General features: G+C 65.9%; 13 protein-coding genes and 1 pseudogene. 4 read left to right on the forward strand and 10 right to left on the reverse strand.

All coding sequences use genetic code 11. From position 1 onward, the window contains the following. Window positions 1–627: 627 nt before the first annotated feature. From PSm6_RS16750 to PSm6_RS16780, 7 genes are all read right to left on the reverse strand, one after another. Window positions 628–1,959: a DUF58 domain-containing protein gene (locus PSm6_RS16750; protein WP_265167801.1), complete on the reverse strand. Its 1,332-nt coding sequence runs from the start codon at window positions 1,957–1,959 to the stop codon at window positions 628–630. Further along, window positions 1,956–3,080 carry an AAA family ATPase gene (locus PSm6_RS16755; protein ID WP_021218056.1) on the reverse strand — a complete coding sequence of 375 codons (1,125 nt, stop codon included), beginning with the start codon at window positions 3,078–3,080 and terminating at the stop codon, window positions 1,956–1,958. The genes PSm6_RS16750 and PSm6_RS16755 overlap by 4 nt, the downstream gene beginning before the upstream one ends. Next, window positions 3,077–4,378, reverse strand: a complete 1,302-nt coding sequence (locus PSm6_RS16760) for a DUF4350 domain-containing protein (RefSeq protein WP_265167804.1) — start codon at window positions 4,376–4,378, stop codon at window positions 3,077–3,079. The genes PSm6_RS16755 and PSm6_RS16760 overlap by 4 nt, the downstream gene beginning before the upstream one ends. Next, a complete protein-coding gene (locus tag PSm6_RS16765) occupies window positions 4,375–5,976 on the reverse strand; it encodes a DUF4129 domain-containing protein (protein WP_021218054.1) in 1,602 nt (533 codons plus the stop codon). Before PSm6_RS16765 ends, PSm6_RS16760 begins: the two co-directional genes overlap by 4 nt. Beyond that, window positions 5,963–6,940: a stage II sporulation protein M gene (locus tag PSm6_RS16770; RefSeq protein ID WP_265167806.1), complete on the reverse strand. Its 978-nt coding sequence runs from the start codon at window positions 6,938–6,940 to the stop codon at window positions 5,963–5,965. Before PSm6_RS16770 ends, PSm6_RS16765 begins: the two co-directional genes overlap by 14 nt. After that, entirely contained in the window at window positions 6,937–7,674 is a 738-nt protein-coding gene (locus PSm6_RS16775; RefSeq protein ID WP_021218052.1) for an RDD family protein, read from the reverse strand. The genes PSm6_RS16770 and PSm6_RS16775 overlap by 4 nt, the downstream gene beginning before the upstream one ends. A gap of 90 nt (window positions 7,675–7,764) precedes the next feature. After that, complete coding sequence (locus tag PSm6_RS16780) at window positions 7,765–8,517, reverse strand: integral membrane protein (protein ID WP_043242520.1); 753 nt, start codon at window positions 8,515–8,517, stop codon at window positions 7,765–7,767. A gap of 181 nt (window positions 8,518–8,698) precedes the next feature. Between PSm6_RS16780 and sbcB the strand changes: the two genes are divergently transcribed. Beyond that, the gene (gene sbcB / locus PSm6_RS16785) at window positions 8,699–10,129 is read left to right on the forward strand and encodes an exodeoxyribonuclease I (RefSeq protein ID WP_043242523.1); all 1,431 of its coding nucleotides are present in this window, start codon (window positions 8,699–8,701) and stop codon (window positions 10,127–10,129) included. A 58-nt stretch (window positions 10,130–10,187) separates the two neighbouring features. Here sbcB and mvaT read toward each other — a convergent pair whose 3' ends face one another. Then, window positions 10,188–10,565, reverse strand: a complete 378-nt coding sequence (gene mvaT, locus PSm6_RS16790) for a histone-like nucleoid-structuring protein MvaT (RefSeq protein WP_043242525.1) — start codon at window positions 10,563–10,565, stop codon at window positions 10,188–10,190. 309 nt (window positions 10,566–10,874) lie between these two features. On the opposite strand from mvaT, the gene purU reads away from it, so the two are divergent. Genes purU through PSm6_RS16805 form a run of 3 tightly spaced genes read left to right on the forward strand, consistent with a single transcriptional unit; the run spans window position 10,875 to window position 12,361 of the window. After that, window positions 10,875–11,726, forward strand: a complete 852-nt coding sequence (purU, locus tag PSm6_RS16795; RefSeq protein WP_021218048.1) for a formyltetrahydrofolate deformylase — start codon at window positions 10,875–10,877, stop codon at window positions 11,724–11,726. A gap of 28 nt (window positions 11,727–11,754) precedes the next feature. Beyond that, complete coding sequence (locus PSm6_RS16800) at window positions 11,755–12,174, forward strand: CBS domain-containing protein (protein WP_043242527.1); 420 nt, start codon at window positions 11,755–11,757, stop codon at window positions 12,172–12,174. 10 nt (window positions 12,175–12,184) lie between these two features. Next, entirely contained in the window at window positions 12,185–12,361 is a 177-nt protein-coding gene (locus PSm6_RS16805) for a hypothetical protein (protein WP_021218046.1), read from the forward strand. Between the two features lie 25 nt (window positions 12,362–12,386). Here PSm6_RS16805 and PSm6_RS30530 read toward each other — a convergent pair whose 3' ends face one another. Both PSm6_RS30530 and PSm6_RS30535 read right to left on the reverse strand, forming a co-directional pair. After that, window positions 12,387–13,151, reverse strand: a complete 765-nt coding sequence (locus PSm6_RS30530) for a methyl-accepting chemotaxis protein (RefSeq protein ID WP_371877133.1) — start codon at window positions 13,149–13,151, stop codon at window positions 12,387–12,389. A 90-nt stretch (window positions 13,152–13,241) separates the two neighbouring features. Continuing rightward, window positions 13,242–14,264, reverse strand: a pseudogene (locus PSm6_RS30535) (HAMP domain-containing protein); the annotation flags it as partial. Window positions 14,265–14,320 lie beyond the last annotated feature (56 nt).

Below are 14,320 nucleotides of genomic sequence, written 5' to 3' on the forward strand. Positions count from 1 at the left end.
TTCAGGCGCGGCGGCTGGCGTTTGAATTGGTGCTGGAGGATTTGAGCTCAGCTGATTGCCGAGTTCTGCTGGTGCTTTTGGTTTCGCCCACCCGGGCGAGTCCCTTTTCCAATCGCTGGAACGCCAGCCCGGTGAAAAGGAACCAAAAAACTCGCCCCCGACATACGGGTCTGGCTGGCGCCAGACTCCCCTCGCTCCATCATCGTTAATCGCTGCGCTCGCCCTTCGGGCCGCACTGAAGTGCGTTCGCCGCAAGCGGCGTCCAGGGGCACGCGCTGACGGGCCATCCCTGGCCCGACATCGCTCTCGCGACATCCATGTCGCTCAACCCCTTGATGCGCTTCGCTTACCCTTCGGGCCAGCCTTCGGCTGTTACTCCGCTTCGCTTCGTTTCACGACGATTGCGCTCGGCCTCCTGAAAGGGGGCATTTGGCGGCTGCTCCAACATCGGCGCACGTCGGCCCAGATGTTGTGCGCATCAGTACGTAGGATGGGTAGAGCGAAGCGAAACCCATCATGGCGGCCAAGCCGCCACGTGGTTCCGGTTTCTTGCTCGGGCATTGACTCCCGTAGCCCGGGCTTCAGCCCGGGAATCAAGCATACGGGTACGGTTGTGCCCCGATGGGGTTAGAGCACGCCGGCCTTTTTCCAGGCCAGGTAGCGGCCCACCAGCTCGGGGCCGAGTTCGCCGGGGCGGCAGTCGAGCACCGGGACGTCGTGGGCAGCCAGGCGTTCGTGCAGGCTGGCGCGGGCGTTGAGGTAGTCCACCGTGCCGCAGTAGGACAGCGCCTGCTCGAAGCCTTGCACCGGCTCCTGGCGCAGGGCGTCCAGCACTTCTTCCCGCAGGCTGGCGATCAGCACCCGGTGATGGCGACCGAGGCGCTTGACCGCGGCCAGTAGCTCATCGTCGTCTTCATCGCGCAGGTTGGTCACCAGCACCACCAGGGCGCGGCGGCGCTGGCGTGCCAGCAGGGCGTCGATGGCGGCGCCGAAGTCGGCCGGGCGCTGGGTGCTCTCGAGGTCGTAGACGGCGTTGAGCAATACGCTCAACTGGGCCGGGCCCTTGACCGGCGCGAGGTAGCGCTGCTGGTCGCCGGCGAAGGTGCTGAGGCCCACCGCGTCGCCCTGGCGCAGGGCCACGTAGCTGAGCAGCAGGCTGGCGTTGAGGGCGTGGTCGAAGTGCGAGAGGTCGCCGTCCTGGCTGCGCATGCGGCGGCCGCAGTCGAGCATGAAGACGATCTGCTGGTCGCGCTCGTCCTGGTATTCACGGGCGATGGGCGTGCGCTTGCGCGCGGTGGCCTTCCAGTCGATCTGGCGCAGGGTGTCGCCATCGCGGAATTCACGCAGCTGGTGGAACTCCAGGCCCAGGCCGCGACGCGGACGCTGGCGCACGCCGAGCTGGCTGAGCCAGTCGTCCACCGCCATCAGTTGGGCGCCGTAGAGGCGGGCGAAGTCCGGGTAGACGCGGGTCTCGCCCGGCAGGTCGAGGTAGCGGCGCTGGCCCCACAGGCCCAGGGGGCTGGGCAGCTCCACCTCGCACAGGGGGAAGGCGAAGCGGCCGCGCTGCAGCGGGCGCACGCGGTAGCCGAACTCGGTGACCTCGCCCGGGTGCAGGGCCACGGATTGCGGCAGGAACTCGGTGTCCATCCCCGCCGGCACATGGTCGAAGACCTTGAGCTGCAGGGCGCGGGTGAAGGCATGGTGCACGCGCAGGCGCACCTCGCCCCAGCGGCCCAGGGACAGGTTGCCCGGCAGCTGGCGTTCCAGCGCGGGTGAAGGCAGGCGGCGCAGCCACAGCGCATCGAGCACGGCGAGCAGGGCGAGGGCGCAGAGCAGCCCCCACCAGAGCAGGCGCAGCTGTTCCGGCAGCTTGGTGCCAAGGGCGTGCAGGGTGCCCAGGACCAGCGCCATGGCCAGCAGGCCGGCGATCAGGCCGAGCAGGATGCGCGATGGTTTCATAGGCGCGGCGCCGGCACCTGTTCCAGCAGTTGTTGCAGGACCTGGTCCACGGACTGGCCTTCGATATCCAGCTCTGGCGACAGCCGTACGCGGTGGCGCAGCACTGCCAGGGCGCAGCTCTTCACGTCATCGGGCAGCACGAAGTCGCCGCCGCGCAGCAGGGCGCGGGCGCGACCGCCACGGACCAGGGCGATGGAGGCGCGCGGGCCGGCACCCAGGGCCAGGCCCGGCCAGGTGCGGGTGGCACGGGCCAGGCGCACGGCGTAGTCGAGCACCTGGTCGTCCATGGGCAGTTCGCTGGCGATGCGCTGCAGGGCCTGCACGTCCTTGGCTTGCAGCAGGGTGCGCAGGGGCGCCACCTCCAGCATGTCGGCACGGGCGGAGCGGGTCACCTGGCGCACCAGGGCGAGCTCTTCGTTGGCCTCGGGGTAGTCCATGCGCAGCTTGAGCATGAAGCGGTCGAGCTCGGCTTCCGGCAGCGGGTAGGTGCCTTCCTGCTCGATGGGGTTCTGGGTGGCCATGACCAGGAAGGGCAGCGGCACCGGCAGGGCGCGGCCTTCGAGGGTGACCTGGCGCTCCTGCATCACTTCCAGCAGCGCGGCCTGGGTCTTGGCCGGGGCGCGGTTGATTTCGTCCGCCAGCAGCAGGTTGGTGAACACCGGGCCCTTGCGCAGCTTGAACTGCTCGCTTTGCATGTCGTACACGGCGTGGCCGGTGACGTCGCTGGGCATCAGGTCCGGGGTGAACTGGATGCGCGAGAACTCGCCGCCGAAGCAGCGCGCCAGGGCGCGGACCAGCAGGGTCTTGCCCAGGCCCGGCACGCCTTCCACCAGCACGTGGCCGGCGCCGATCAGGGCGGTGAGCACGTCGTCGATGACGGCGGTCTGGCCGACCACGGCCTTCTGCAGTTCCTGGCGCAGGGCCTGGGCCAGCTGGCTGGCGCGCTGGCGCTGGCTGCTGGCTGCCGAGGGCGCGGCAGGGGCGGCCGGCGCCTGGGCGGGCTCGCTGGGCTGCACGGCAGCGGCTACGGGGGCCGGGGCTTCGGGGGTGACGTCGGAAAGGTCCAGGTTCAGGCCTTCGGCTTCATCGTTGATCGGCTGATCGGGCGTCTGTTCGCTCATAGGGCATTCCTGAGGCTTTGCAGGTGGGCGACCTGGCGGGTGAATTCGGAGGCGCTGAGGCGCTGCTTGGGCAGCGGCCGCATGGCCTGGCTGATGGCGGCGGTGGGCATGCGGGTCAGGCGGCTGAGCACCTGCCATTGCTCGGCCACGGCGAGTCGTTCGAAACCGGGGTGACGGCGCCGCGCGCGACGCAGGATGTCGCGCTGCAGGCCTTGCAGCAGCACCTGCTTGCCGCTGCGCCGCATGAGGAAGTCGGCGCTGGCGCGCAGGTGTTCTTCCAGCTGGCGGCGCGAGCGGCTGGCCGGTGCCAGTTGCGGCCCCTGGCGACGGCCGACGTGCCACAGCACCAGGGCGATGAGCAGGGCCAGGGCCGCCAGCGCTTCGGGGAAGTTGCGCAGCAGCAGGGCGGGCAGGTCATCGCGCTCGGCGCGGTAGAGCAGGGTCACGCTGGTGTCCTGGGTCAGGTACCAGAGCAGCCAGGCATTGTCGTGGCTGGCGATGTTGTTGTTCTGCCAGATCCAGCTGTCGGTGAGCACGGTGACCAGGCCGTCGCCATGGTTCATCTGCAGCATGTGGGTGGCGTTGCCGCTGTTGGCCCAGGCGTGCGCGCGGTCTGCGCTGTCGTAGAGGTGGAAGCCGGTGTCGAAGTCGATGTAGGCCGGCGCGTCCTCGTTTTCCAGGTAGAGCTTGGTCAGCTCGGGGTAGCGGTCTTCGTCCTCGGGCTCTGCGTCGGCCTCGGCCGGGGCTTCTTCCTCGCCCTGGGCCTGTTGCGGGTCATCCTCGGCCGCGTCGCTTTCGACGTCCTCCTCGGTGGCGGCGTCTTCCTCGCTCTCGGTCGCTTCGCTCTGCTCGGCGTCCTCGCTGTCCTCTTCGTCGAGGTCCTCGCTCTCGTACTGCTGCACGCCGAGGCGGTCCAGCAGCAGGTCACCGCTCTTGCCGTCGTCCTCGTCGTAGAGGGCTTCGGCGACGAACAGCAGGTGGCCGCCCTTGGCTGCCCAGTCCAGCACGCGGTCGGCCTGGCGCGGGGTCATGCGGCTGCGGTCGGCCAGCAGCAACAGGGTGTGGCCGGCGGCGGGCAGGTCGTTGAGCACTTCCAGGCCATCGGCGTGCGCCACCGTCAGGCCCTGCTTGCGCAGGTAGCTCTCGGCGGCGAGGTAGATGTTGCTGCGCGCCTCGGGCGAAGCCCCGTGGGCGATGGTTTCCTGATAGGGCTCGATCTTGTTCAGCAGCCAGATGAGGAACAGGCCCAGCAGCAGGAAGAGCAGGGCACCGAAGATGAAACCTCCACGACGGCTCATGCGCTGGCTCCCGTGGCGACCAGGCGGCGCCAGCCTTCACAGAGGCCACGCTTGAGGCTCTCCGGTGGCAGCTGGTGGCCGTAGGCGAGGTTCTGCCAGTGGCGGGTGAGGACCTGGGCGAAGCGTCCCAGCTCTTCACGCTGCAGGTTCTGCACCATGCGCAGCACTTCGCCTTCGGTGTGGGAGCCCTTGAGCGGCAGGCGGAAATCGTGGAGCAGGTGGCTGAGCAGGGCACGGTAGAGCAGGCCGAGGGCCTCGCGCGGGTGCTCGGCCCAGAGCCGTTCGGCTTCGCTGGCGACGTCGTCGGGCAGGGTCTCGGGGGCCACCTCCAGGCCGAACAGCTGCAGCGGTGCCTCGCGGCGCCGGCGTTTCGGCAAGCCGATATTGCCGGCGAAGGTGGCGAGCCATTCACGGTAGCGCCAGATGATCAGGGCGATGAGGCTGAACAGCAGACCCCACAGCAGCACCTTGATCACCAGCGCCAGCCAACTGGTGCTGTTCCACAGCTCGGCCAGCTTGAACAGGCCCTTGATGAAGTCGGTGAGGCTTTCCGCGTCTTCCTTGGAGAGTTCTTCTTTCTTCTTGTCCTTGGCCTCGGCATCCGGGAAGCGCCAGCGGGTCACCGTCTCGCGGTTCTCGAAGGGCGGCTCGTCCAGCAGCTTGGCGATGCTTTCGCTGGAGGCCTGGCTGGTCAGCTCCTGGTGGAGAAGACGCGGGGCGTCGGGGCCGTCGGGGTCTTCCACCGGGATCGGGCAGCTGCTGGCGGTTTCGTCGGCCAGCACCGGCTGGGCGGGCAGGGCGGTGACCAGGAGCACGCCCATGCCCAGCACCAGGGCGTAGGCGAGGCCGGTGAGGCGTTGGCGCAGGCGGCGGAACACCAGTTCGATGTCCCAGGCTTCCAGGGCGGTGCGGCGGTTCAGGTAGAGGGTGAAGCCGCAGGCCACGTAGACCGGCTCCCAGATCATCAGCACGAAGAAGTACAGGCTGTTGGACAGGTGCTCCAGCCATACCCAGTCGCCTTCGGCCTGTTGCAGCAGTTTCTGCCAGTCCCAGTCGGCCACCACCTGCTGCGGCAGCATCAGGTAGAGCAGGGTGATCAGGCCCATCCACAGCGCCGTTTCCAGGTGCATGCCGATGATGGTGAGCCAGGTGGCGCCACCGGCATCGCGCTGGCCGAGCACCACCAGGCGCTGGCTGCGCGCCGCGCCGGAGAGGCCTTCCAGCTGCATCACCGGCAGGTCGAAGCTGCGTGTGGGGCTGAAGCGGCGCCAGGTGAGGCTGGCGATCAACTGCGGCTTGAGCAGGCGCGGGAAGGCCTTGAGCGCTTCCTTGAGCGTTGGCGTGTCGCCGAACAGCGCGCGGGAAAGGATGTACAGCGGCAGGCGCTCGAAGGCGGGCTTGAGCAGCCAGAAGATGAAGATCGCCCAGCCGGAGTAGTTCCACAGCACCAGGCACAGCAGCAGGAACACCGGCAGGGTGACCAGCGCCCAGCTGGCCATGAGCAGGCCCATGTGGCGTCGGGCGAGCAGCACACCGAGGTCCATGGCTTCCCAGGCGCTGCGCGGGCGGATGGCGACGCTGGCATCAGTCAGGCGCATGGCGACTCCGACCGGCGAAGCAGAAATAGCTGCCGAGCAGCAGCCACAGGCTGGCACCCACGATGTACTTCACCTTGGGCGTGGTGAAGGTCATGGACGACCAGTAGGCCTCGATGAACGCGGCGATCAGGAGCATCAGCATGGCGCCGGCAATGAGTTTGACGCTGTGGGTGGCGGCCAGGCGCAGGGATTCGGCGCGGGTCATCCGCCCGGGGGCGAGCAGCGCCCAGCCCAGCTGCAGGCCGGCGGCACCGGCGAAGGTGATGGCGGTGAGCTCGAAGGAGCCGTGGCCGATGACGAAGGACCAGAAGGTCTCGCCGTAGCCGACCTGGGTCAGGTGCCCGGCCACGGCGCCGATCATCAGGCCGTTGAAGAACAGGAAGAACAGGCTGCCGAGGCCGAAGAGCAGGCCGCTGGCGTAGGTCTGAAAGGCGATGCCGATGTTGTTCATGATGTAGTGGCCGAACATCATCCAGTCATCGCCGGAGTCGCGCTCGCTGGCGCCGATGCGGTGGGCGTCGGGCTCGTACATGGATTCCATCTCGGCCACCTGGTCCGGCGGCACCACGCTGTAGACCAGGTCGGGGAACTGGTGCACCAGCACGCCCATTACCGCCAGGCTCACGTAGAACAGCAGGCTGGCGATGAGGATGCTGCGCCACTGCTCGCGCACCAGGCGCGGGAAGCCGCCGAGCACGAAGCCGACGATCTGCGCGCCGAGGTGGCTGCGGTGGCGGTAGAACTGCTGGTGGCCACGCATGGCCAGTTGCTGCAGCTGGTCGATCAGATGGCTGCTGTAGCCGCGCTCCTGGGCGAGGGCCAGTTGCTGGCAGAGGTGGCGGTAGTCGGCGGCGAAGCCCTCGCAGGACTTGGCGTCGGCCTTGCCGCGCTCCAGGGCGTCGAGCTGGGCGCCGAAGCGTTCCCAGTCGGCCTGGTGGCGACGTTCGAAAAGGCTTTGTTTCATGGGCTTCCCAGTAGGCTCCTGGCGATGCCGTTGAGGCGGGCCTCGGCCTGCTCGGCCGGGACTTCCAGCGGCTCGGCGAGGATGCCCGCCAGCTCGGCGCGGCGCCCGCTGGAGAGGCCGCCCTGGCGCTCGGCATAACCGAGGATGGCGCGCTGCTCGGCGAGGCTCAGGATGAAGGGCGCACGCTGGGGCTCGGCGTCCGGCAGTTGCGGGCGCGAGGGTTTGTCTTCGCGGTAGACCACCAGGGTGCCGGCGGCGAGGTCGCCGAGGCGCTTGAAGGCGGGGTGCGTCAGGGTGCTGATGATGCCCAGGGCGTAGCCGAAGGGCAGGATGTCGACGAAGCGCAGCAGGTTGCGCACCAGGGACGAGGACCAGCCCACCGGCGTGCCGTCGTCGTGGACTACGCGCAGCCCCATCAGCTGCTTGCCGGGGGAGCGGCCCTGGTTGAGCACCTCGAACAGCACCATGTACCACCAGGTGACGAGGAAGGTGACGATCAGGCCCAGGCCCATGCCGAACTGCCCGAGCAGGAGGAACACCGAGTAGAGCACCAGTAGCAGGATGCCGCGGATCAGCAGGTCCACAGTATAGGCCAGGGCGCGGGGCAGGAGGCTGGCGGGGCGCAGCACGAGGTCGATGCCCTCGGGCGTTTCCACCTGGTAGCGGGTGTCCAGGGGGGCGGACTGACCCTGCTCATTTCCGTATGGGCTGGTGCTGCGGGACGTCGATGTCATGGGTCGACTGCGTTGGGGAAACCACGATGCTAGCGGAGCATCACTTGGCGAGGCAACCGACCCGCCGCTGGGCGGGTCGGCACGGCGGGCTCACTGCGGCGGGGGCAGCACGCCGAAGATGGTGCGATAGAGGATGCCCACGGCGATGATGAACATCGGGAAGGTCCAGATCAGGCCGATGCCCAGCGGAATCGCACTGACCATCATGATCAGCGACAGCACCAACATCAGGCCGAAGACCTTGAACCAGCGCTGGGTGATGGCCTTGCGCGAGGCTTCCAGGGCTTCCCAGGGCGACAGCTTGCGCTCCATCGCCAGGGGGAGGGCGAGCATATAGGCGATGGCCAGGTAGAAGCCGGGGATGAGCAGCAGCAGGAAGCCGATGTAGATCAGCACCGCCATCAGGATATTGAGGATGAACAGCGGCACGAACAGGTTGAAGTTGCTGAACAGCTCGTTGAAGTTCAGTGGCTGGCCAGCAGCCTGGCGGATGCCCAGCAGGTAGATGCCGCCGAGAACCGTGGCGCAGAGGCCGGAGCCGATGACGCCGCCGATGAAGGACAGCACCGTGGCGGCGAGTTCACCGGCCATGCCGCCGATGAAGCCCAGGACCAGGCCGAGCAGTGTGGCCAGAATCTGGCTGGCGACACCGTAGATGATCATGCCGCAGACGATCATGCCCTTGGAGCCTTTGACCCGCTGCCAGGATTCGTTGATCACGTCGCCGATGTTGAAGTCGTAGCCACGGGCCAGGGCGGCTTCGATGCTCAGGGCGCCGTTGTCGACGGTTTCGACCAGGGCGCTCTGGGGCGCGGAATAGGGGTTTTCGGGTATGCCTTGCATGGTCGCTTCCTTGTGAGTCGGTGCAGGAGGCGCGGGCCCGGGTCGGGCATGGCGCGAGCGCGATATTTTCGGGTGTCGGTGCGACGAATTCAATCGGCTGCGTCACTGTTTCGCGTATTGGTGGTCGGTGGTCGCGCGCCGTCGGGTGATAGACTCCGGCCCCTTGGCCATAGGAGGCAACGTGACTTCCAGCATCTTTTGGTACGACTACGAAACCACCGGCATCAACCCCCGCAGCGACCGCGCCATCCAGGTGGCGGGCATTCGCACGGACGAGGCGCTCAACGAAATCGAGCAGCCGTTGAACATCTATTGCCGGCCCAGCGACGACATCCTTCCCCACCCGGCGGCCTGCCTGGTCACCGGCATCCTGCCGCAGACCCTGCGCGAGAAGGGGCTGGACGAAGGCGAGTTCATCACCCGCGTGCACGCCGAGCTGTCCCGCCCGGGCACCTGCGGCGCCGGCTACAACACCCTGCGCTTCGACGACGAAGTGACCCGCTACAGCTTCTACCGCAACTTCCACGACCCCTATGCGCGGGAGTGGCAGGGCGGCAACAGCCGCTGGGACCTCATCGACACCCTGCGCACCGCCTACGCGCTGCGCCCGGAGGGCCTCGAGTGGCCCACCGAGGAGGGGCGGGTGTCGCTGCGCCTGGAGCGCCTGACCACCGCCAACGGCATCGACCATGGCCAGGCCCACGAGGCGCTGGCCGACGTGCGCGCGACCATTGCCCTGGCGCGGCTGGTGCGTGATCGCCAGCCACGGTTGTATGACTTCCTCTTCCAGTTGCGCAGCAAGCACAAGGTGCAGGAACAGATTCGCCTGTTGCAGCCGCTGGTACATATATCGGGCCGCTTTTCGGCGGCGCGGCATTATTTCTCCGTGGTAGTGCCACTGGCCTGGCACCCGAAGAACCGCAATGCATTGATCGTCTGCGACCTGTTATCCGATGTATCGCCGTTGCTGGATCAGGATGCTGAAACTCTGCGCCGCCGCCTCTATACACGGCGTGATGAGCTGGCCGAAGGTGAAATACCGGTTCCGTTGAAACTCCTGCATATCAATCGTTGCCCGGTAGTGGCGCCCTTGAGTGTATTGCGGCCGGCGGACCAGCAACGCCTGCACGTGGACTTGGCCGCCGTCCAGGAAAGCGCCCGGCAACTTGCCGAGTTGCGTGGGCAATGGCAGGACAAGTTGCCCGCCATTTATGCAGAGGAAGCTTTCCCCGGAACCGAAGATCCGGAGCAGCAACTCTATGATGGTTTTATCGGTGACCGTGATCGGCGGCTGTGCGAACAAGTACGGAATGCCGAGCCGCTTCGTTTGGCCCAGGAACCCTGGCCGTTCGATGATGTGCGGTTGCCGGAATTGCTGTTCCGTTACCGCGCGAGAAACTTCCCGGACACGTTATCCCCCGCCGAGCGGGATAAATGGATCGCGTTCTGCCGCGGCCGCCTGAGTGACCCGGCCCTGGGCGCGCCCAATACACTGGCGGGCTTCGAGCAGGCGATGGCGGAGCTCAGCGCCACGGCCACGCCGGCGCAGCTGGCGATCCTCCAGGCCTGGTCCGAACATGCCACGCAATTGCGTCAACGCTATGGCCTTTGAGTTTTGCCGGGCAATAAAAAACGCCAGCTGATGCTGGCGTTTTTTTAACCCGTGGCAATTAGCCCAGCAGGGTGGCCCAACCTTCAACGGTGTCGGCGCCCCACTTGGCTTTCCACTCTTTCAGCGTCTTGTGGTTGCCGCCTTTGGTTTCGATAACTTCACCGGTGTGCGGGTTCTTGTATTGCTTGACCTTGCGAGCACGCTTGCTGCCAGTAGTCTTGGCGGTAGCACGCGGGGCCTTGGAAGTTTTGGAGTCCGGATCGAGCAGGGCGATGATATCGCGCAGGGACTTCTGGTATTCACCCATCAGGGCGCGCAGTTTGCCTTCGAACTCCAGCTCTTTTTTCAGCTTGTCGTCTTGCGACAGGTTCTTCAGGCGTTCTTGCAGTTCTTTGATGGCTTCTTCGGTAGCGCGGTATTCGTTGATCAGCGACATGTCTGAGTCCCTTGTGAAAATGGTGATGGCTGGCGATGGCTGAGTGTCAGGAATAATAGTCAGCGCGTTAATACAAGTAAACATGCAGGAAAAGTTTTGTCGGGATTATTTTTAGAATAAGCCGATGTTTGAATTAATCCCTGTTCACAATCGGACCTAACCAAGGATTGGAACTTGCGTGCGTCATCGGTGACGGCGCCGGAGTTGCGGGCTGGCGCGGAGGCGACGGGAAGTTCAATGGAGCTGCTGAACTTTTCACGGCGTGTGGATAGAATGACCGCCTTTTGCGAAGTCTCTGGAGTTTCCCCCATGCGCACATTTCGTCTGGTGATCGCCTGCCCGGACGGCGTTGGCATCGTAGCCAAGGTCAGTAATTTCCTGGCGACTTACAACGGCTGGATCACCGAGGCGAGCCATCACTCCGACAATCAGAGTGGTTGGTTCTTCATGCGTCACGAGATTCGCGCCGATTCGCTGCCGTTCGACCTGGATGGCTTCCGCCAGGCGTTCGCGCCCATCGCGCGTGAGTTCTCCATGGAATGGCGCATCACCGACTCCTCGGTGAAGAAGCGCGTGGTGCTGATGGCCAGCCGTGAGTCCCACTGCCTGGCCGACCTGCTGCACCGCTGGCACAGCGGCGAGCTGGATTGCGAGATCCCCTGCGTGATCGCCAACCACGACGACCTGCGCAGCATGGTCGAGTGGCACGGCATCCCCTACTTCCACGTCCCGGTCGACCCGAAGAACAAGCAGCCGGCGTTCGAGCAGGTCTCGCGCCTGATCGACGAGCACAAGGCCGACAACGTGGTGCTGGCGCGCTACATGCAGATCATCCCGCCGGACCTGTGCCAGAAGTACCGCCACCAAGTGATCAACATCCACCACAGCTTCCTGCCCTCGTTCATCGGCGCCAAGCCGTACCACCAGGCCTCCCTGCGCGGCGTGAAGCTGATCGGCGCCACCTGCCACTACGTCACCGAGGAACTGGACGCCGGCCCGATCATCGAGCAGGACGTGGTGCGCATCAGCCACCGCGACAACATCGAAGACCTGGTGCGCCTGGGCAAGGACGTGGAGAAACTGGTGCTGGCGCGCGGCCTGCGCTATCACCTGGAAGACCGCGTGCTGGTGCACGACAACAAGACCGTCGTCTTCGACTGATCGCGTAACAGGAACAAGGAACGATCCCATGCTCAAGTCCGTCCAGGTTCGTGACTACATGACCCATCACCAGGTGAGCTTCCGGCCGGACACCGACCTGTTCCTGGCCATCGAGCGCTTGCTGGAGCACCGCCTGAGCAGTGCCCCGGTGGTCGACGCCCAGGGCCACCTGCTAGGCATTCTGTCCGAGTCCGACTGCCTGCGCGGCATTCTTTCCGGTGCCTACTACGATGCTGTAGGGGGAGTGGTGGGCGCGTGCATGCGGGCGCAGCCGGGGAGCGTTTCCCCGGGTGAGGACGTGGTCGATGTCTGCCAGCGCTTGCTGCGCGAGCAGCATGAGGCCTTGCCGGTCGTGGAAGGCGGTGTGCTGGTGGGCGTGCTCAGTCGTCGTGACGCCTTGCGCGCGATCAAGGCCTTCGCCCAGCACGACGCCGGCCGCCCGACCTAGGAGCTTGAGCATGTCCGACCCTCTCGACCGCGCGACCTCGAAAGCCCCGCCCACCCTCGGCGAGGGATGCGTGCGGCGCTATGACCCCGAGGCGCTGGACGAGGAGGACGGCACCGACTTCCCGGATGCCGAAGCCCTCTGGAAGCAGATCCAGGACGAAGCCGACGAAACGAAAAAGGCGCCTTGAGGCGCCTTTTTCATTCCCGCACGGTTCAGATGCGGAAGCTGTCCACCAGGTGCTTCAGGCGCGCGGCCTGCTGTTCCAGGTCGGCGCAGGCGCGCAGGGTGGCCTGGAGGTTTTCCACGCCTTCCTGGTTGAGCATGTTGATCTCGTTGATGTCCACGTTCAGTGATTCCACCACCGAGGTCTGTTCCTCGGTGGCGGTGGCCACGGACTGGTTCATCCCGTCGATCTCGCCGATGCGCTGGGTGACGCTGGAAAGGCGCTCGCCCGCCAGGTTGGCGATGGTCACGCTCTCCTCGCTGTAGCGCTGGCTCTCGGTCATGGTGTTGACCGCCTCGCGGGCGCCCACCTGCAGCTCCTCGATCATCTTCTGGATTTCCTGCGCCGACTCCTGGGTGCGGTGGGCGAGGTTGCGCACCTCGTCAGCGACCACGGCGAAGCCACGGCCGGCCTCACCGGCACGGGCGGCTTCGATGGCGGCGTTGAGCGCCAGCAGGTTGGTTTGCTCGGAGATGCCCTTGATGACCTCGAGGATCTGCCCGATGTTCACCGTCTTGCTGTTCAGCGTCTCGATGTTGCCGCACGAGGCGCGGATCTTCCCGGACAGGTCGCTCATGGCGACTATGGTCTTCTCCACCACCTGGCGGCCGTCCTCGGACTGGTTGCGTGCATCGGAGGCCTGGTGCGAGGCATCGGCGGCGTTGCGGGCGATCTCCTGGGCGGCGGCGCCCAGTTCGTTGATCGCCGCGGCCACGCTGTTGGTGCGCTGGGCCTGCTCGTCGGAGTTGCTCATCGACGAGTTGGAAGCCGACAGCACCAGCTTGGCCACCTCGTTGACCTGGCGGGTGGTGGCGGAAACCTCGCGGATGGAGGCGTGGATGCGCTCGACGAACTGGTTGAAGGACTGCGCCAGCTCGCCGAATTCGTCCTGGGAGTGCACTTCCAGGCGGCGGGTCAGGTCGCCCTCGCCCTGGGCGATGTCCTGCATGGCGCGGCCCATCAGCAGCAGCGGCTGCATCAGCACGCGGATCAGCATGCCCAGCAGGGCGATGATGATCACCACCGCGATGACGGTGACGATGATCGCCGAGGTGCGGAACTCACGCAGCATCGAGAACGCCTCGGCCTTGTCGATGGACAGGCCGATGTACCACTTCACCGTCGGCAGGCCCTTGATCGGGGCGAAGGTGAGGATGCGCGCCTGGCCGTCCAGCTCGGACTCTGAGAACTCGGGGCTGATGCGCGGTGTGTTCCTGGGGTAGATGTCCGCCAGCTTCTTCATCACGAAATCCTTGTTCGGATGAACCAGGATGGTGCCGTCCTCGCTGACCAGGAAGGCGTAGCCCATGCCCTGGAAGTCCAGCGAATTGACGATCTGCTGCAGCGTCTGCAGGCTCAGGTCGCCGCCCACCACGCCCTTGTCTCCGGCGGGGGTGGCGATGGTCATGATCAGCGTGCTGGTGGCGGCGTCGATATAGGGTTCGGTCAGGGTGGTGGTGCCGGCGGCCATGGCGTCCTTGTACCAGGGACGGGTGCGCGGGTCGTAGCCTTCGGGCATGGCATCGTTCGGGCGCATGGTGAAGGTGCCGTCGGCGCTGCCCAGGTAGGTGAAGGAGAAGGTCGAGGCCAGCACCTTCTGTTCCAGCAGCGAGGTCACGGATTCGGCTTCGGCATGGCGGGAGATGTTCTGCGCCACGTTCTCCACCAGCAGGATCCGGCCCGAAAGCCAGTTCTGGATGTTGCTGGCGGTCACGTCCCCCATTTCCTTCAGGTAACTCTCCAGGTCGTCTCGGATCGCATTCCGTTGCAGGTAATCGTTGTAGAGCGTGAATAGCGAGAACGCCGCTATCACTACCAGAGAGGCGGCCAACAGGATCTTGTGGCTGAACTTCAGGTTCTTGGTCATGTTTTCTTGCGTCCGATTGATGCAGGTACCAGTCTTGGCGGGTCGCCGGTTTTTCT

This window comes from Pseudomonas solani, assembly GCF_026072635.1.
GTDB lineage: Bacteria > Pseudomonadota > Gammaproteobacteria > Pseudomonadales > Pseudomonadaceae > Metapseudomonas > Metapseudomonas solani.